At 45.1% G+C, this 19,278-nt stretch carries 16 protein-coding genes and 1 pseudogene; 7 read left to right on the forward strand and 10 right to left on the reverse strand.

Going from position 1 to position 19,278, the window contains the following annotated elements; genetic code table 11:
* From CELL2_RS09730 to CELL2_RS08775, 3 genes are all read right to left on the reverse strand, one after another.
* Entirely contained in the window at positions 1–648 is a 648-nt protein-coding gene (locus tag CELL2_RS09730) for a hypothetical protein (protein ID WP_012311336.1), read from the reverse strand.
* Positions 649–764: 116 nt separating this feature from the next.
* Positions 765–1,736 (reverse strand): hypothetical protein, encoded by a 972-nt coding sequence (locus tag CELL2_RS09380; RefSeq protein WP_012311337.1) that lies wholly within the window; start codon positions 1,734–1,736, stop codon positions 765–767.
* On the reverse strand, positions 1,733–2,263 hold the full coding sequence (locus CELL2_RS08775; protein ID WP_012311338.1) for a VanZ family protein: 531 nt from the start codon (positions 2,261–2,263) through the stop codon (positions 1,733–1,735). The genes CELL2_RS09380 and CELL2_RS08775 overlap by 4 nt, the downstream gene beginning before the upstream one ends.
* Positions 2,264–2,360: 97 nt before the next feature.
* Here CELL2_RS08775 and CELL2_RS08780 point away from each other — a divergent pair, with 97 nt between their 5' ends.
* From CELL2_RS08780 to CELL2_RS08800, 5 genes are all read left to right on the forward strand, one after another.
* The gene (locus CELL2_RS08780) at positions 2,361–3,122 is read left to right on the forward strand and encodes a carboxylesterase (RefSeq protein ID WP_038034140.1); all 762 of its coding nucleotides are present in this window, start codon (positions 2,361–2,363) and stop codon (positions 3,120–3,122) included.
* A gap of 2 nt (positions 3,123–3,124) precedes the next feature.
* On the forward strand, positions 3,125–4,393 hold the full coding sequence (locus tag CELL2_RS08785) for an MFS transporter (protein ID WP_038034138.1): 1,269 nt from the start codon (positions 3,125–3,127) through the stop codon (positions 4,391–4,393).
* A 77-nt stretch (positions 4,394–4,470) separates the two neighbouring features.
* On the forward strand, positions 4,471–7,614 hold the full coding sequence (locus tag CELL2_RS09370) for a hypothetical protein (protein ID WP_038034136.1): 3,144 nt from the start codon (positions 4,471–4,473) through the stop codon (positions 7,612–7,614).
* Complete coding sequence (locus CELL2_RS08795) at positions 7,611–8,705, forward strand: hypothetical protein (protein ID WP_012311342.1); 1,095 nt, start codon at positions 7,611–7,613, stop codon at positions 8,703–8,705. The genes CELL2_RS09370 and CELL2_RS08795 overlap by 4 nt, the downstream gene beginning before the upstream one ends.
* Before the next feature lie 73 nt (positions 8,706–8,778).
* Complete coding sequence (locus tag CELL2_RS08800; RefSeq protein ID WP_012311343.1) at positions 8,779–9,660, forward strand: DMT family transporter; 882 nt, start codon at positions 8,779–8,781, stop codon at positions 9,658–9,660.
* Here CELL2_RS08800 and CELL2_RS08805 read toward each other — a convergent pair.
* Complete coding sequence (locus tag CELL2_RS08805; RefSeq protein WP_038034135.1) at positions 9,640–10,059, reverse strand: hypothetical protein; 420 nt, start codon at positions 10,057–10,059, stop codon at positions 9,640–9,642. The two genes, CELL2_RS08800 and CELL2_RS08805, sit on opposite strands and share 21 nt — an antisense overlap.
* 146 nt (positions 10,060–10,205) lie before the next feature.
* On the opposite strand from CELL2_RS08805, the gene gdhA reads away from it, so the two are divergent.
* The gene (gdhA, locus tag CELL2_RS08810) at positions 10,206–11,456 is read left to right on the forward strand and encodes a glutamate dehydrogenase (RefSeq protein WP_038034133.1); all 1,251 of its coding nucleotides are present in this window, start codon (positions 10,206–10,208) and stop codon (positions 11,454–11,456) included.
* Between the two features lie 33 nt (positions 11,457–11,489).
* On the opposite strand, the pseudogene CELL2_RS08815 reads toward gdhA, so the two are convergent.
* From CELL2_RS08815 to CELL2_RS08830, 4 genes and pseudogenes are all read right to left on the reverse strand, one after another.
* A pseudogene (locus CELL2_RS08815) lies at positions 11,490–13,263 on the reverse strand (DUF505 domain-containing protein).
* A 54-nt stretch (positions 13,264–13,317) separates the two neighbouring features.
* Positions 13,318–15,828 carry a hypothetical protein gene (locus CELL2_RS08820; RefSeq protein WP_038034131.1) on the reverse strand — a complete coding sequence of 837 codons (2,511 nt, stop codon included), beginning with the start codon at positions 15,826–15,828 and terminating at the stop codon, positions 13,318–13,320.
* Between the two features lie 29 nt (positions 15,829–15,857).
* On the reverse strand, positions 15,858–16,373 hold the full coding sequence (locus CELL2_RS08825; RefSeq protein ID WP_038034128.1) for a hypothetical protein: 516 nt from the start codon (positions 16,371–16,373) through the stop codon (positions 15,858–15,860).
* Entirely contained in the window at positions 16,361–16,711 is a 351-nt protein-coding gene (locus CELL2_RS08830; protein ID WP_012896650.1) for a winged helix-turn-helix domain-containing protein, read from the reverse strand. The genes CELL2_RS08825 and CELL2_RS08830 overlap by 13 nt, the downstream gene beginning before the upstream one ends.
* Positions 16,712–16,849: 138 nt before the next feature.
* Between CELL2_RS08830 and CELL2_RS08835 the strand changes: the two genes are divergently transcribed.
* Positions 16,850–17,932 (forward strand): ATP-binding protein, encoded by a 1,083-nt coding sequence (locus tag CELL2_RS08835; protein WP_012896651.1) that lies wholly within the window; start codon positions 16,850–16,852, stop codon positions 17,930–17,932.
* Positions 17,933–17,946: 14 nt separating this feature from the next.
* On the opposite strand, the gene CELL2_RS08840 is transcribed toward CELL2_RS08835, so the two are convergent.
* Both CELL2_RS08840 and CELL2_RS08845 read right to left on the reverse strand, forming a co-directional pair.
* Positions 17,947–18,354, reverse strand: coding sequence for a cupin domain-containing protein (locus tag CELL2_RS08840; protein ID WP_038034126.1), 408 nt, complete (start codon positions 18,352–18,354; stop codon positions 17,947–17,949).
* A gap of 40 nt (positions 18,355–18,394) precedes the next feature.
* On the reverse strand, positions 18,395–19,255 hold the full coding sequence (locus CELL2_RS08845; protein WP_038034124.1) for an aldo/keto reductase: 861 nt from the start codon (positions 19,253–19,255) through the stop codon (positions 18,395–18,397).
* Positions 19,256–19,278: the final 23 nt, after the last annotated feature.

The raw sequence follows: 19,278 nt of genomic DNA on the forward strand, positions 1-19,278 counted from the left end.
TCATAATCGAAGAAACTCTAAAATTTTACTCTCGATCTTTTCCCTTTTCAGTTTTGCTATCCTCTCGAGTGAAAGCTCATCCTCAAGCCAGCGAATGAATTTGTACTCGAGATAGTAACCCAGGAACTGTTTCTCAAAAAGCTCATACCACGAACCAAAGAATGGATTCAGGGGTTCTTTTTCTCCTATTCTTCTCAAAAATTCCTGTTTGAGTAAAGCCTCGTTTTCTTCACACCAATCGAACCATTCATCTTCCTCAAAATGCCATGGTCTTCCAACTATCAAATCTTCGATCCTTTGGGCGAATCTTTCTGTATAGAGCCAGAACTTCTCGTCGTTTTCGAGCTCTTCCATGTTTTCTCTTCTCAAAGACCAATGAACCAGATGGCCAAATTCATGAGCAATTAATCCCTCGAGTTTATCGATCCATTCGAGATTAACAATTGCTTTCAGTCCAAAAAGAATGGAAGGCTTTCTCATAAAATCTGTTACCCAGCCAGCACCATTTTCTAGTCCAACGTAAATGACTATGTTGTAATCGTCAATTTCAAAATAATCTTTGATCCTTCGTTCAATACTGGGAATAATGTCCAGTAAATTTCTGTGAGCTAGTTCAAGATACTTCGTGTTTATATTTGCAAAGAACACCTGTGAATCTTTCCCAGTTCATTCCGTACCTTCTGCAGTCCCACTTTATTTTTTTTCAAAAAGCTCCGGATACTGGCTAATATATTCCAGCCAGCTATTTTCACTTTCATCCTTTCTCATTCAACAAGCTGTTGAACGATAACAAGACCCATCTGGACAGTCTTTATCTCTGCAGCGAGGCCGTTCTCGTAGCATGATGCCCTGTAGCATTCCTGACCGTTGAAGTAGATGACAGAATCCACACCGTAGCTGCCGGGTTCATTCTGCCAGACAAAGCCGATGTCGGGTATTTCCAGAACCACATCCCTCTTCAAAAGATCGGGGTGTATGTAGAACGGCCCTATCGAAGGAAATCCTATCAATTCTGCTTTCTGTGGAAACGCAGTTCCCATGCTGTACGTGGCGCTGTATCTTGCGATATTTCCCTGGACCCCTAAAAATTCACTGCTCACACTACCCTGAAGAGCCATGAAACCAAACGCTGCAGAGTAAATATTGTAGGTGTGATTCTCCTGGGCCACAGGTGGAAAATCCTCATCAGGCCAGTCGATGTAGAAGTGTGTCAAATATTCTCCTCGAACGACACCTGATCCCTGATTCTGTCTTTCAAGAAATTGATATCTCTTAACAAGACCATCCTCTGAAATCCACACGGCCGTCGATGAGAAGTTGTCTGCGATTTCTATCCAGATAGAGTTGTCTATATCACGTCCACCCTGTACAACCGTTCCTTCATATACATCTGCGTTGTCGAGTGCGTCCTGAATCTCCTGAGGATGGACGAACACCGGAACGGGATTCAGCTCCGAAGTAAACATGATAGAGTAATCAGTTGGATGAATGAGTAATGTGATGCCTATTCCATAAGATACGTTGTTTTGAACATCCGTTACTATCAAAATTCTGTAGCCAGTTGCGTAGAGAGCACTTTCTCCGGACTGAGTACCTCCCTCGTGCTGGTAGACAACCACAAGACCCGGCCTAACCCATTCAGGAATGGGATATTTTGAAGAAAAGAGAAAGTCTGGCACCTGGGCGAAACACGAGACAAGGACAAGAACCACTAACAACATCACAAATTTTTTCATACTATCCCCCCTCCCCGGCGGACATTGTACGCTCGGGTGATCAACCTCACAACAACCAGCGTCAGAAGGGCAATCACCACTCCAAACAGGGCACCGTTCATGTCTATGAACACATCGTACAGTGAAGATCCTCTGTTGTGAAAAATCTGGTTGTACTCATCGAGAACGGCTATCAATGTAGGTAGAGACGTTCCCATCAAAATAGAAAACACATACTTTCTAAGATAAGTATAACTGAATACGAAAGAAAGAATACCCATTATAAAGTAAAGTCCAAAATGGGCTGATTTTCTGACAAGATCTTCCCCCGTTGGCTTCTTGTCAGGGAACCACCATTTTTCGAGTAGGGATCTCAAATTTTTGTACCATCTCGTCTGGGTGAAGTCGAGAACGTTATCTACCTTTTTGAGGAATTTATAGACGTTTCCGGACTGCCTTCCAGAAACATCGGGAGGCTGCGATGAAAAGTAAAAAACAAGACCGATCCACATCAGTATTAGGGTTAGAACCAGAAAAGACCTTTTCATCCTACCACCTCAACAGGAATTCTACCATCGTTTCATATTCCTAATAACTAAATGTTAAAATATTGTTGTATTCAAAAACTCAACAGGGGGTGCTCCTATGAATTTTCCACGATGTAAAACTGTGAAGAAGTCGCTTCCGATCTTTCTTGAGGGAGGAAACGAAGGTGTTTTATTCATCCATGGATACACCGGCTCTCCACACGATTTCGAGTACATGGCAAAGGAGGTAAACAGAGCCGGCTTTACTGTTTCTGTTCCGAGACTTCCAGGACACGGAACCTGCGGTGAGGATTTCCTGACGACAACCGCTCGAGACTGGCTGAGACGCGCCTTCGATGCATATTACGATTTAAAAGCCATATGCGATAGAGTCTATGTGGTGGGACTTTCCATGGGTGGTGTGATTGCTTTGATACTCGCATCTCAGATGAATCCTCTCAAACTGGTTACACTGGCTGCAGCAACTCATGTGTTCGACAAAAGAATAGTTCTCACACCGATTCTGAAGTTGTTTACGAAGAAGATGCCTCGTGAAAACATAGAAAAGTACGAAGACCCGGACATCGAATACCTGAGAAAAGAGTACTGGTCTTACAACTGGCCAAAACAGGCAGCTGAACTTTACAAACTCATGAAACTGGCAAGAAAAAGTGTTTCAAAGATCACATCAGACACTCTCGTCGTCGCAGCAAGAAACGACAACATGGTTCCCATGAAGGCAGCCGAGTTCATATACAACAACATCAGATCAGAAAAGAGGAAGCTTCTTGTTTTTGAAAAATCCGGTCACGTTCTGAGCAACGATGTGGAAAAGGAAGATGTCACCAGAGCAGTTATCGAGTGGCTGAAGGGGGAATGAAAATGGCAGTTATATTCATTCTGATTCTCATGGTTCTACTGAACGCGGATCAGATGGTGATGTCTCCAAACATAGGAGCGATAGAACAGGAATTCAACATCACGGATGCTCAGATAGGTCTCGTTGCTTCGTCTTTCACGGTGATAGGAGCCCTTGTGAGTCTCGTATGGGGGTACCTCGCCGACAGATACAGCAGAAAAAACCTGCTCATCTACTCCATTCTTGTCGGTGAGATTCCCTGTCTCATGAGCGCATTTTCTCATTCTTACGGTGAACTCTTTTTCTGGAGAGCACTCACCGGAATAGGTGTGGGAGCGTCCTTCCCCATCGTTTATTCGATGATAGGAGACATGTTCGACGAAGTGAAGAGAGGAAAAGTCGTGGCTCTCATATCTTCTGCGATCTCCATAGGAAGTGTTCTTGGAATGATCGTTGGAGGCTTTTTGGGACCGAAATACGGCTGGAGAGTTCCCTTCATCGTGGTTTCTGTTCCAAACATCGCCCTTGCGATTTTATCCATTTTCGTTCTGAAAGAACCAAGAAGAGGTGCTTTTGAAAAAGGAATTGGAGAGCTCGTTCAATCTGGGTATGAGTACCCGAAAGCACCAAAACTCTCTGATTACGCAAAACTCGTGAAGGTGAAAACGAATCTTCTTCTGTTCTTTCAGGGCATAGCAGGGACGATTCCCTGGGGTGCCATTCCTTATTTTCTCGTGGAATTCTTCAGAAGAGAAAGAGGTCTTTCGGTGGAGACGGCCACCCTCGTTTTCCTCGTGTTCGGTCTTGGAAATATCGTGGGGATCATCCTTGGAGGGCTGTGGGGAGCGAGCATCTACGTGAAATCCAGACCATTCCTACCGCTGTTTTGCTCGATCACAACCGCTCTTGGAACTTTCTTCACTGTTATGACCCTGGACTACATGGGAAGTCTTCTCGTGCTCATGTTACTTGGTTTCGTTGCTTCTTTCACCGCGAGCCTCACGGGCCCGAACGTGAAGTTCATGCTCTTGAACGTCAACGAACCCCAGGAGAGGGGAAGAATATTCTCCATATTCAACCTCACTGATTCGCTCGGAACGGGATTTGGAAAATTCGCGGGAGGAGTGATGTCCGTTACACTCGGATCTCTTGGGGCTGCCTTGAAGGTCTCCGCGTACTTCTGGCTTATCTGTGCGGTGCTGCTTTTCGTTCTGGTTTTTTACTTTGCAAAAGACGTGGAAAAGCTTCAGAAGACCATGATAGAACTTGCCAAGAATTCCCAGACAAGATGAATCTCTGCTTTTCTTTGGCAAACAGCAGTTAAAAATGATATACTGAGTTATCTCAATCAAAGGGAGATGTTTATAAGGTGTTTAGATTCGTTATCCTTCCATTGCTTCTTGTGGCCTCCCTTTCCGTTGCTCAAATTCCCACTTACCAGGAGGTCAGAAATGATTTTGGAATGGCAAAGGATTTTGCGAGTCTTCTCGAAATACCCGCTGAGGAGTACAGCTTCTTTGTTTCAGGAGCCTCCAATTTTCTCGATGTTCTCGATGTCAGCGAAGGAATTTCTTACTTGAAAGAAGGAAATTACGACAAGGCTTTCGAAAATTTCTCAAAAGTAGGCGTCTCCCAGATTGTGAACCTGATTCCTTACGTCAACACAATGCTCACCGTTCTAAGCTTCTCCCAGCCTTTCTGGGACAAAGTGGAAAAGTACGTTTTCGATCAGAGAATAAAAGAGTATTCACAGAAATTTGTGAATTTGAAGATGAAAGAACTGGAAAAAATCCTCGAGGAAGATCCGCTCGCTTTCAAGGGAGAGGATTTCAAAAGATGGTTGGAGACAGATGATTCCATCGAAGTCAGAGATTTCCTTGAAGACATATTCGTAAACGAGGGAATGAAGCACGGACTCTACAACGTGGGAAACAAGGTTTTGAACGAACGCGACTTCGCATCCAAACCCTGGTATGAGAAACTGAAAAAGCTGTATTTGAACTTCTCCTACAAAGCGTACACAGTAGACGAAGTCAAGCACTTCTGGATCACACAGTGGAGAAGGGAACTTTTCAAACGTGGAGCGGAATACGTTCTCAAGAGAAAAAAAGAAGCACTGAACTACTTTCTCTCAGAAAGCACCGTGAACATCACTCTAAAAATCAACAGCCCTGAAGTGTTCGTTCTCACAGTTCCTGAACTCAACCTGAGTGCACAGGTACGGAAAGAACACAAGATCTCTTCTTCGCTGAAAGATATGAAATCAAGACAGATCACCATCGTTTTGAAAGATCTCAAAGGCAACACTGTTTACGCAAAGGTACTCGATGAGAAAGATCTCTTCTCAAGATACGATCCGTGGCTTTCAGACAAGAAGAGCACCTATTACGTTAAAACCGTCAACATAACTCCCACTTACAAGAGGGAAATTGTGAAAAATCTTCGCGTTCAGCTTCCTGAGGAGGTCAAATCTGCCACGGTCACAATCAAGACTCAAAAAACAGATCTTCACGTTGAGAACTCTCCTTCTTTCTCGCTGTCAGACCTGGTTTTAACCCTGGACGAAGAAATAAGGGTGGAAGCCGAGATAGTCGATTCTGCCACAAAAACACATCTGATGGTTTACGAAACGTTTGTTCCATCGTCCGGCGAAATCGTGTTGGATGAACCGAAGGTGTCCAAAATACAATTCGAAAGTGAAGAAGAGTACAGTGCGTACCTCAAAGAATTAAAGAAAGAATTCCTCGAGAATGTGGATGATCCAAACGCCGTGAAGGTATTTCGGAAAAAACTGGAGGAAGCCTTCTACGCTTTTCACGCTAACCCACTCGCTCGGTCTTCTTTTGAAGTCATCTCGTATTCGCGAAAATTCATAGGTGATGAATACAGACTCACGGACGAGGAATTTCTCTTCGAAAGTCTCGACGACGAATTCTCCTCCCTGAACCGGAAGTTTCAGGAAATCGATTCGGAATGGGGGAAAATCAGCTACAACGCTCGAAATCTCGAGCACATCTCTTCCAGAACACTCGATAAGGGAGCGGTCATACCGGCCTACTACAGGTACGTCGTACAGGCAAAAGAAGACCTCCAGAAAGAAATAGAAGAAATGAAAAGCAATCTTGAAGGAATTCTGAACAGATTCTCGGAAATTTTAGAGCAAGCAGAAGAACTCAGAAAGAATGTTGACCAAAAGATCGCACTCGATATTCTTTTCGAGACTCATCTGATCATGAAAACTTCACAATTGATAGGGAAAATTCAGGAGAAAATCGATGAAGCGATGAGCAGACTGAACGATCTGGAGAGTATGGAAATCAAAACCGAAGAATATCTCGATACCTTTTTGGCTCTGGTGAACAATACCTACAAAAAGGCGGAGATTTACAATACACTTGTCGATCAATGGAATCTTCTGATGAAACAGGGCGATGAGATAAAAAGGAGTATTGAAGAATTCAAACCCGAGTACGTTCATCATCTGACAGAGCTGATGAAATACGAAGGTATCAACCTCTTTTATCTGAGAGAAAACGAGCATCTTGGAGCGATCGGAATCGACGAGATAACAGCCAGAACTCTCCAGGAGTTTCTGAAAGAAGAAGAGCTCGCAGAGCGATCTGAAGCGTTCAACCAAGCCGTGAGAAAGACTCGAGAACAAATACAACAGTATCACGTTTTTCACTATTACATCTCTTTGACAGACAACGACCTGAAAGTTGACAAGAACTACAGATTGGTCGGTAATTATTATCGCTATTCGATCGACTTCTTCGACAAAAATTTTCCGTACAAGAGCATAGGGATTTCACGTGAACTGGAAAACGTTCCTGAACTTTTGGAAAAGTTCTTTCGGCTCAGGGAGAAACTAGAAGGAGAAGATCCGGAAGGAGACAGATTGAGAAAAACACTCGAAAGACTCTACAGCCTGTCTTCGTTTGACACCGTAGAGGAATTCAACGCAATTATAGACGAATGGACAGATCTATACGAAGCCTACAAACAGGAAGATCCCTTCAAAACCAGCGTACTGTCTTACTCATACATAAACAAAGACGGTCGAACAGTTCAAAAAACATATCCAACCTATGACTTTCTGAGATGGCTTTCACAGAGAAACAGAAAAAATCAGGAGTACATCCTCAACAACTATCTCAGAAGAATCACTGACGATCCAACAAGGGAAGGTTACGAGATTCGAGATCCCAGTGTTGTTCTCGAGAATCACCTGGTCGAAGCCACAATAAAAGCCCTCACGAACTACAAATCCGGAATAATGTCGGAAATAGATTCCCTCAAAAAAATGAGCAGGATGAAAAGAAAGAGGAAAGAGGAAGAGATACAGAAGAAAATCATGACAGATCCGTTCGCTGCCGTGGGAGCAAAAGTGCCAGAAGAAATCAAAGACTGGCTCTTGAGACGTTTGAACGTCACACACCCGGATCTCTACGAAGAGTGGAACAGAACCACCTCTGAACTTCAAGCGTATCTCGAGGAGGTGACAAAGCAGTGAAGAGGGGTATTTTGATCCTGTTTGTTCTTTTCTCGGCTGTGCTCTTCACTCAGAGCATCGACAAAGTTAGATTCGATTCCGGGAAATTTTTGGTTTTTGTGGGATCTGTGTCGAAAGAATCCGTTTCGTTCGAAGGAGTGGATCTGTGTTACATCGGGAACAACTACAACTACGTTGAAGATGCCATCATTGATGGAGAGAACATTCTCGAGATATACGCTTACAGGCGGGCAAGCGGAGATGGTTTCATCGTGAGGTACAGAAAAATCGACTCCAATGTCTGGGATTACAGAGAACCAACCTACAACAACATCTGGAACATTCCTTATGAAGATGTATCGCTCTACCATGGAGAACTGTACAGTCTCAACAACGACTTTCTGTTTCTCGGAAGTGTCGGGCTCGATGGAGAGAATTTTCTATATCTGATGAGAATCGACAAGGAAGGAAACATTCTCGATGAGAAAGAACTGGATTTCGAGAATTTTCTGATCAACGAAGCGAGCGAATCAGGAGTAGAATTTCTTGCCTACAAGAGCATCGGTTCTGGACATTCCTCTGCTTACCTCTGTCAGGTGTTCTCTTATTCAGGTTCTCTCTCTGAGAAAGGAAAACAGTTCAAGCTGGATTATCTTCCGGACTTTTTCGCAAACGGAAAGTACTACAGAGCTGAAGGATGGATGAACAGAGAGATGACCGTTTACGAGTTCGGAAAAAAGAAGAGGAAAAGAACGGTGAAGATTCCTTTCTCCATACCAAGCGGTGGCGGTGGATATCCGGTTCTCGGTCACACGGATGATTCTTTTTTCACTCTGGGCTTAGATTACTCAACGTCCCACACCGTCGTTATCGAAATCGGTTTGGATGGAAAATTGAAAAAGACCTTCGACCTCACAAAGGCCATCATGGAAAAGTACGGCCTTGAGAGCCTTGACTATTTCGAGATTGGAGAAAAGAGGATATTTCCTGTTCCCTGGAGCATAAATCTGATACATGAAAACAACAGGTTGCACATCTTTTACCTTCTTGGCTTCACCGCGTACAATTATTATCGCGGAATAATGGTCCAGAGAATCTCTGTGGAATGGTAGTTAGCTTTTCGAATTTCTTATAGTAAAATTTCAACTGTGATGCCATCACAGACAAAAACGCTGGAGGTATAACATGGATCTAAGAGTTCTTCTTTCAGGTCTTGCTTATTCCACGATATTCGGACTTTCTTTTCTTTTCACGAAGAACGCTCTCGATTATGTAACTCCCCTGACTTTTCTTTCATTGAGATTCATCGTGGCTTTTCTCTCTTACCTTCTCCTCTTGATAACTGGTGCTGTGAAGCTTGGAAAGAAACCCTACTGGAAGCTCTGGAAACTCGTCCTGTTCCAGCCTGTGCTTTACTTTCTTTTCGAAACGTACGGTCTTCAAAGAGTGAACTCCTCAGAAGCCGGTATGATAATCGCCCTGATCCCAGTTGTTGTCAACCTCCTTGCTCCTTTCATTCTCAAAGAAAAGGGAGATCTTCTTCACTACCTTCTTGTGGGAATGGGTTTTCTTGGAGTTTCATTTATAGTTGGTTTCAACATCACACCGGGAAACATCGCCGGGAAAGTCTTCATGCTCCTCGCCGTTCTCTCTGGAGCGATGTACAGTGTGTTCTCGAGAAAGTTTTCAAAGGAGTTCACGCCAACTGAAATCACCTTCTTCATGATGATGACCGGAGCAGTTTTCTTCACCCTTTTGAGTCTTTCAACGGGCGATTTCAGACCGGTGTTCAACGTTCATGTGGTAATCGGTGCCCTGTATCTCGGTGTTCTCTCTTCCACCGTCGCGTTTTTCCTCCTCAACTACGCCATAAGGAAAATGTCTCCCATCTTCACCACCCTCTTCTCCAACTTCACAACGGTGGTTTCTGTGATAGCGGGGGTTGTTTTCAGAAACGAAACGGTTGGCACTCAACAGATTGCAGGGATGGGATTGATAATATCTTCTCTGATAATCATGAGTCTCAGAAGGAGTTATAAAAGGCTATCAAGAGCGCAGAAACTTTAACGATCTAAAACTTTCAAACACCACCAGGAAGGCAAAGAAGTGGTAAAGAACGATGAATGTGCTCACAATGAACAGATGCGTTCCTGTAAGTTCAGTGTTTCCATGTGCAAGTCCACTTACGTTGGCATAGACTTGTGAAACGATCAGATTGAGAAGCGCCAGCGAAAGGGCCACTGCCAACCTTCTGAAATCTTTTTTCATCAGTGCAAGGACAACTGCAACACCCAAACCTCCCACCAGTGTGAAAACGAAGAGCTCCGCCGGCATGAGAAAATCGTAGAGAAATTTTCCCCTCATCACAAGAACCAACAACGAGAGAAAGACAGGAATCGCAAGTGGAAGTACTGTCAGTGTCGAAAAGACAGTGCCGATAATTTTTGCAATTTTATCTCTATACATCTCACATCACCTCCGGCTATATACTAAACCCTTTTGGTCACAGAATTCAAGAAATTTTTCATGAAATTTTTATTTTTGTTTCCAAAAATGATATAATAGGTAACGATATGGTGTATCTCGCATACTGAGACGAAAGGGGGAGAAGGATGTCGGAGAAGAGCCTCTACGAGATGGCAGTCGAGCAGTTCAATCGTGCCGCTTCTCTCATGGATCTGGAACCGGATCTTGCGGAGGTTCTGAGAAGACCAAAGCGCGTTCTGATCGTCGAGTTTCCTGTGAGGATGGACGATGGCCACATCGAGGTCTTCACCGGTTATCGGGTGCAGCACAACATCGCAAGAGGTCCAGCAAAGGGAGGTATCAGGTATCATCCCGACACCAACCTGGACGAAGTCAAAGCACTGGCGTTCTGGATGACCTGGAAGACAGCCGTGATGAACCTGCCATTCGGAGGTGGAAAAGGGGGTGTCAGGGTAGATCCAAAGAAACTCTCAAGAAACGAGCTTGAAAGACTCTCAAGAAGGTTCTTCTCAGAGATTCAGGTGATAATAGGCCCGTACAACGACATACCTGCACCAGATGTGAACACGAACGCAGACGTGATGGCGTGGTACATGGATACATACAGTATGAACGTGGGTCACACCGTTTTGGGAATTGTAACAGGAAAACCCGTGGAACTGGGAGGATCAAAGGGTCGTGAAGAAGCCACGGGTCGTGGTGTTAAGGTGTGTGCAGGGCTTGCAATGGATGTTCTGGGAATAGATCCAAAGAAAGCAACAGTTGCCGTTCAGGGATTTGGAAACGTGGGTCAGTTCGCCGCTCTTTTGATTTCTCAAGAACTCGGATCGAAAGTCGTTGCGGTGAGCGACAGCAGAGGCGGTATCTACAATCCCGAGGGGTTCGACGTGGAGGAGCTGATCAGATACAAAAAAGAACACGGAACGGTCGTCACATATCCGAAGGGTGAGAGAATAACCAACGAAGAACTTCTGGAACTGGATGTTGACGTTCTCGTCCCTGCAGCTTTGGAAGGTGCCATCCACGCTGGAAATGCGGAAAGAATAAAGGCAAAAGCCGTGGTGGAAGGAGCAAACGGTCCCACAACACCTGAAGCCGACGAAATCCTGAGCAGAAGAGGAATCCTTGTGGTACCAGACATACTCGCCAACGCCGGTGGAGTTACGGTTTCTTACTTCGAATGGGTTCAGGACCTTCAAAGCTTCTTCTGGGATTTGGATCAGGTGAGAAACGCCCTTGAAAAGATGATGAAAGGAGCATTCAACGACGTTATGAAAGTAAAGGAGAAATACAATGTCGATATGAGAACAGCTGCCTACATTCTTGCGATCGATCGAGTTGCGTACGCCACGAAAAAGAGAGGTATCTATCCCTGAAAAAAGCCCCACCTTCCCGGTGGGGCTTTGTATTCATCGAACTTCAACCCACGGATACTCTTTTCTTGCCAGTTCATCCACAGCCTGAAGTAGTGCCACTCCCGCTTCTGTCAACGCGTTTTCTGTGATGAATTTAGATATTCTGGCGAGGTTGACTGTATCATCGAAGGTCTCCGGATCAACACCGAGTTCTTTTTCTACGACTTTCCAGCTCTCCGGGTTTATCCTGATCCTTTTCTCCTTCATCTGAAGTCCGCCGTGCGTTCTTATAGCCTGAAGAAGTCTGATCACAAGGGGTGTCACCGGTGCTTCCACATCATCAGAAACAGCAGAGAGCTCTCTTCATGAGCTGACCCGCTTCTGTGAGCGTGACAACGTCTGTGGGCAAAATCTCCACCAGATTCTTCGCTTCGAGACTGTCGAGCGCAATTCTTTCCTCCTCTGAAAGATTCATATCTTCGATGAAAACACCCGCTTTGTACGGAACCTTTCTGAGAACCTTCATTTCTGTGTTCGTTATGAGCGGTCTTCTCTCGGCTTCGACAGAAAGCCTCGCGTAGAGGCGACCAGAAGAAGTGGGAGCAGCATCGCTGACAAGACCTTCTTTTCTTGCCTGTTCATACCATTCCACGTTTGGAGCTGCGAATTCTTTCTTCGTCATAGTGATTGATTTCACACCGACAGCCGTGACACTCCTGAGGTTCTTTCTCTGATCTTCAAGCACTTCTTCACCATAGCTGGTCAACTCGTAAACGAGCGTCCTCCTTGCTCCGTGTCTGTGTTCCCTCGATTTCAAAAGGCCAAAACCTTCAAGGTTGTAGAGTGCAAGCTTCACGGTGAGATCCTTTCTCTTCCACTCCCAGTCCACTGCCTTCTCTATCTGCTTTGGTTCTGGGAAGACATCATCTTCCTTTTCATGCCTCTTCCAGAGCTTGACGATCACTTCCAGGAGCCTCGCTTCGTCCTCCGAGATCTGGAAAGCGGGGGTCATGAGGTAAGGACCCTTTTTGTATATCTTCCACGCAAGGTAGAGATGCTCCGCCAATGGGTGAAGCTCTCCCGTCCAGTCGATGAGGCCTCTTTCGAGAAGTGCGTTTCTTTCAAAATCACTCAACTGATTCCCTTCGTAAGCCTTCGCGACGGTGTCCAGAATGAGTTCGTCGAGAATCAGTTCATCCGTCACAACAAGACCCTTTCTGAGTGCCGCTCTGATCTGCTGTCCTAGTCCTGTGAGGGCGTAAACATCAGACCTTGGAACAGAGAAGGCTATCATCCTCATCGCTTCAAGCTGGAGAAGTTCATCTCCTCCCACAGGAAGCGTGCTGGACTCCCCCGGACCCTCCACCATCTTTCTCAGGTACTCCGCAACTTTCGAGTTCACGACCAGTCTGGGATGTGACGCATGGTAAATCTCATCGAGAGTGTAAGCGTAAGGTGTGAGATTTCCTTCCTTCGCGAACCCTCTCTCTTCAAGCGCTTTAGTGACTTCTCCTCTTACCCTTGACTGAGCTAGCTTGGAGTATCTGATCATGGAAATGACTTCCGAGCCGATCCACCTGAACGAGTCGTCCCATTCCTCAGGATTCTTCAAGACACCTTCTTTTATCATGTCGATGAGGAGTTCTCCAAGAATGCTACCAGAAAAGGTCAGATCGTACATCTCAACACCGACGGGTTTGACCAGCCCAGCGAGTTCAAGGTGCCACAGCGTTTCTCTGTCGAAGTCCTCCCATCCCTTTACGCTGAACTCTTCTCCCTTCTCGTAGAGCTTTTTCAGCACGATTGCATGTCTTTTTGTTACAATCATCACTGCCACCTCCTTTCATACGAAGTTTGTTGAGTTCTCCCTATAATTATTTTATCACCTAATGCTGACGAAAACTGGGATAGAAGGTAATCCATTCGGACTGGTACTTATTCCCACGTAGAAACCACCGGAGGAAATATCGTTCATGTTCAAAAATCCGCCAACTGTGATATAGAACTTGAGCCCTTCCATGTACACCTCTTGGAAAAGGTGATCATAGATAATGTGCTCCTCTTCTCCATTGGAAAATCTCAGTCGAGCGATTCCCAGTGTGTTTCCCGTGTTTCTGAGAAGAATAAAACCATCGAAAAGTTCTGCACTGTTTTTGAAAAGCGTCTGGGCAAAAGACACGTCGTAGGAGAAATCCTCCGGGTTTAAAAGCTGAAACTTGAGACTCGCGGAGAAACTTCCGTCTTTTCCAAGCGCTGAAGTCAGGCCGGTGAAACAGAACAAACTGTTCAGATCGAAAAGGTGTGAGAGATCATCATTGAGAAGATTCAGAGACACCTTCAAAGAGGAAGGCATACCCAGCAGATACGTTCTGAGATCGACACCCACTCCTATGTTGTTAGCGGCTCCTGCTTCACTGTTCAGGGATGTTTGGGTCGAACTGAAGTTCATTTCAAAGGTAACGTCGAGTCGTGTGTTTGCGGAAACAGGAAAATCACCTAAAACTCCCGTCAAACCAAAGCTGTAATCTCCAGAAGAGGAGTAGTCACCGTACGCTGTGAAATTGTCTCTGGAAACCACAAAGCCGGTGTATTGATTGAAATTTCCTTTCAAATCAACAGACGGCATCAAAAACAGGAAGGCGTTGTTTTCCACACTGGAGAAGGTGAAAAAGAGCGAAAAAGTACCGTCAAAATACACTGGAAACCACATCGCAGGCTGGAAAAACTTCCTCAGTCTGAAGCCGAACTCGTCTCCAGTGGAAAACTCTCTGTCTTCTATCACAAAAGGTTCACTCTTTTTCACTTCGACCACCACAGGTTCCATACTCAGACCTTTTCTGTAAACACCTGTTCCCCCTGTCTGGCCGTATGGGATGTAACTTATGTAGTAGATTTCATTTCCATGTATCACAAAATCTTCCACAAGGCTCTTCGATGAAAGTCTGTACAGTTCTTTCTTCTCAAGATCGTAGTAGCAGGAAACGGTGTGATCTCCTTCCACCTGAACGAATATTATTCCATCCTTCCAGAACTTCACGTACGGCCCTTTCATTGTTCCATTGTTCAGTTCAAGAACGACTTCTCCGTTTGTTTTCAGAACGATAATGTCGTTCTTCTCTGTGAGAAGAGCAACAAAACGACCTGATACGTCCATGTACCTTATGAACTCGTCGAGCGTGACGTGAAACTCCGGTCCTTCTATCGTTGTTTTTCCAGTCTTCGTATCGTAGAGGGCAAGGTAAACCTTTCCGTTTTCCACATCGAAAGCGCTTATGTTCCCCTTTGAAATCTGTCTTCCACCCTTCACATCCCACAGGACGTTCTCGTATCGGCCAGAAAATTCTTCTTTAGAGAGTACATAAATCTTCTCTCCATCGATCTTCACGTCCAAAACGTTTCTCACGGGAACCTCCTGAACCTCTTTCCCATCCAGGTCAAGGATCTTCAAAACCTGTTTTTTCATCCCCGTGTACGAAGTGGAGGGGCCGTACTCTTCCGAAAGGACAACCAGATGGTCCATGTACAGATCGATTTTGTGAAGCCAGGTGTTTTTTGCGCTGTATACAAGATCTCCCTGAGGGTACTCGTGTTTTGTGAGAGAATAGATCCAGTCCGTGTAGATCTCTTCGCGCGTTTTTCCAAAGACCTTCTCGTATGGGTCCTTGAAACCCTCAAAGGCAAAAGTACTGAACGTTCTGGAAGTTTCCCTGAAAAATTCCTTCACTTTCTCAAGGCCGTACGTCTCCACAAGGTAGCTGTAAAACCCGGCTGTGAAGTTGTAGTACAGAAGCCCGTCTCTGTAGTCGTCATCGGGTGCTACTTTTATGTAACCAGGAGATGGAAAATTGGAAAGTGAGTAGTAGAAGAGGCCGTTTGAGTAGAAAGGACTGTTCAGTCTTCCGGATGAGCTCGAGAAAGAGCTCTCGTTGAAAACGGTAACACCCTCCACCAGGTCGCTGAAGAGTTGAGGATAAAGAGGAATTCCCGTGAGTTTTGTTATCGTCTTTCCTATTTCGTCCTGATAGGTGAGGTGGCACATGTGGGAGAATTCGTGAATGAGAACGTAAGCGTACCAGTCCTCGAGAGGAAGACGAAAGGAAAGCCAGCTTTCAGGAGGCCACAGGTAGATCACTATCGTTTTATGAAAGAAAGGCATCGTGTAGCCATTCGAGATGGTGCCCCTGTCTTTGAGAACGATAGTTATCCGTCCCGGGTCGTTTCCAACGAGCTCTATCACCTTCGGCCTGATCGCCTCGAAGATGTTTCCGACAAGAACGGCGTTTTCAAAGTATCCTTCGGGATAAACAACATCCGCGTGCTCGAAGTGGAGAACACCGGAGAAGAGTTCTGCAACGATCGTGAGAATCAAGGTGAAGAAGAGTTTTTTGATCATCTTTTATCCTCCTAGCAAAACTGGAAGAACTATCCGAACTTCTCAACCATCCATTTCTCTATTTCTTCAATGGGCTTCTTCAACCTGTAGCTCACGGGTGTTTTTCTTCCCGTCCACTCTATGAAACCTTCCAGCTCTAAAATTCCAAGTTCCATAACTATTTTGTATCTTTCAGAATTCCCATGAAACTTTCTTCCTGGTGCGAGTTCTTCACCTTCAAGCAAAGAAGTGATTGTTGGAGCACTAACTTCATCACTGGTTTTAAAAGCCTCCAGAGTCTTTCTCATTACGACACGAAAATGTTCAAGAGGACAATAATGGCTGTACGGCTTTTCCTTTCGAGCTCTGGCAACTACTGAACTTTTTATCACTTCCCACTCGAAATATTTCGTTGCGAATTTCTTTGTGACAGAAGAATCGTTGGATGTTAAAGCATTTCCAATCTTATCCAAAATATCTTTGACCATTCCTGCGTATTCTTCAGCGATTCTGTAGTTTTCCTTCATCCATGGTTTTGGTTTATCGTATCTAATCACTTTTTCCAAAAAATCAAGGTCTCTTCAAACTCCGATGGTGACGTGCTTTTGTATTGTGTTTCTTCCAGTCTTCTGATCAGGTCCTCAAGTTCTGAACCTTCTCTTCTTCTTTCTGCGTTGAGTTCCCTCAGTGTGAATTTTCCCCTTCCAACTTTAACAAACGTGGAGGAATCACCGTGTAGCATGATGTCGTTGTACATGACGTCGTAGATTTTCCATCTCAATTTCGTCAGATCTTTCGGAGAATCGATCAGGTTCTCTCTTAATGCTATTTCCGCTATTTCTTTTGCACTCATAGGTCTTTTTTCTCTCTCCAAAATGAGGCGCACTATCTCCTTGAAGGCCATGCCTATCACTCCTTGCAGGATTCCTCACAGATATGTTACCACTTCGAAATCTGAGAGAGAAAAACTTCTATGTTACTTCCGCCCCCGGAAGCAACTTCCGACCCCAGAAGTGATATGATAAGAATGGAGGTGATCGACTTGCTTTTTTCTCTTACTCCCAAGACGAAAAAGGAAGATCTCTTCGATAGAGAAAGAGAACTGAAAGACCTCGAAAAACTGCTCGAAACCTATCCGATCGTTGTGATCACCGGCCTGAGGCGGGTTGGGAAGTCCTCCCTTGTGAAAGTCTTTCTGAACGAAAGCGATCTTCTACACATAACCGTGGACGGAAGAAGACTCTACGAGACATCGGGGGGTAACATCTCGTCCCATCATCTCACAAGGTTTCTCGGAGAGGAGCTGTCCAGAATATCGAAATCTCAGAAACTTCTGAACGTTCTCAAGAGGGTCCGTGGAATCACAGTGAGTGGAACATCGATAGAACTCAATCCAAAGGAATTCAGTCTTTCCGATCTTCTCGAAAAGCTGAACGAAACGGCAAAGAGGCGGAAGAAAAAGATAGTCATCTTCTTCGATGAGGCACAGTATCTCAGATACTACGGTTCTCGCGGTGGAAACGATCTTCTGGCACTCTTTGCCTACTGCTACGACAACTTCGAAAACGTGCGCTTCATCATCAGCGGTTCAGAAGTCGGCGTTCTCCACGATTTTTTGAAACTCGAAGACTACAGCTCACCCCTCCATGGCCGTGGAATAGGTTTTCTCACGGTGAGACCGTTCACCTTCGATCAATCCGTGGATTTCTTCATGGAAGGCTTCCGCGAGGTGGGGGAAAAGATCAACTTCGACGTGGAAGAAATCGTGAGAGAAATAGACGGTATAGTGGGATATCTCGTCCTTTTTGGAGTGAAGTACCTCGAAAAGAAGAACAAAGATGAAGCGCTGAAAGAGGTTTTCCATGCCGTGAAGGCCCTTTTTGAAAAGGAAATGGAAGAGCTCAGAAAAAGGAGCGAAAGGTATCCGTTCATATTGAGACAGATCGCAAGGGGTATAAACACCTGGTCTGCCCTGAAAAACATCTTCCGCGCAAAAGGCGACTTCATCGGTGACTCCCGATTGTACTCTCTCCTCGAAACCCTGGAAAAGATGTCCTTCATAGAAAAAACGCAGAGCGAATACAGAATAGTTGATCCGGTTTTTGAGAAGATCCTGAGCGAATGAAACGGAGAAATTCGTTACTTTCCTTCCGTGGCTTTCCGATACTCTTCTTCTGTGACAGGTCCGAACCACTCAGCGGGACCGAGATGAACCTGTGTGCTGATACCAATATGTACGAGTTCTTCATCGGGTGCCGCACCATGCCAGTGAACCACGTTCGGTGGTATCTCCACCACATCACCTTTTTTCAAAATTCTCACAGGTTTTCCTCTTTCCTGGTAAAAGCCTTTTCCGCGAGTCACGATCAGGATCTGCCCTCCCGGATGGCTGTGCCAGTGTGTTCTCGCTCCTGGCTCGAACACCACGTTGTATACCTGTGTGTCGAATACTCCGTTTTCGTCAGTAACCAACATCTTCACCCAGACGTTCCCAGTGAAGAAGTCGCTCGAACCTTTAGAACCCCTTTCAAAGATATCATCCACCATGGTTGTACCTCCTTTCAATAATAGTCCACGCGATGATTTTTCATCTTTTCAGTGAACAAATCCACTTGACAACCTCGGGATCCCTGTGGGAGAAGAACGCGCTCTGCCCTTCATCGAGCGTTGCAATCTTTTCCATGTCTTCCTGTGTGAGTTCAAAATCGAAGATGCTGATGTTTTCTATCATCCTCTCTCTTCTCACAGTTTTGGGAATGGCAACGATTCCTTTCTGAGTGAGCCATCTCAGAATGACCTGTGCAACCGTTTTGCCGTACTTTTCCGCGATCGATCTGAGCACTTCGTTCTGGAAGATGTTTTTTCTTCCCTCAGCAAAAGGACCCCAGGCTTCAGGCTGGATGTTGTAATTTCTCATGAATTCGATCTCTTCTTGTCTCTGATAAAACGGATGTATCTCGATCTGGTTCACCGCGGGAACAACTTCGTGATGAACCATTAGATCCATCAACCGATCAGGGTAGAAGTTGCTCACACCTATGGCTCTTACCAATCCATCTTTGTACATTTCTTCCATAGCTTTCCAGGCACAGTGTACATCTCCAAAAGGTTGATGAATTAGATAGAGATCTATGTATTCGAGTTGCAGTTTCTTCAAAGACTTTTCAAAAGCCTTCTTTGTGGATTCGTAACCGACATCCGACACCCACAGTTTGGTCGTGACGAAGAGCTCCTCTCTTCTGACAATTCCTTCGTCAACCGCGCGTTTTATCGCTCTTCCCACTCCCTCTTCGTTCATGTACGATGCTGCTGTGTCGATGAGTCTGTATCCCACCTTTATAGCCTCATAGACACATTCTTCCGTCTTTTCTGGTGGTATCTGGAAAACTCCGTATCCCAGAATAGGCATTTCTACACCGTTGTTCAAAGTAACTTTTGGAACCTGCATGTTAACACCTCCTATAGATGGAT

The organism is Thermotoga sp. Cell2 (genome assembly GCF_000789375.1).
Taxonomy (GTDB): domain Bacteria; phylum Thermotogota; class Thermotogae; order Thermotogales; family Thermotogaceae; genus Thermotoga; species Thermotoga petrophila.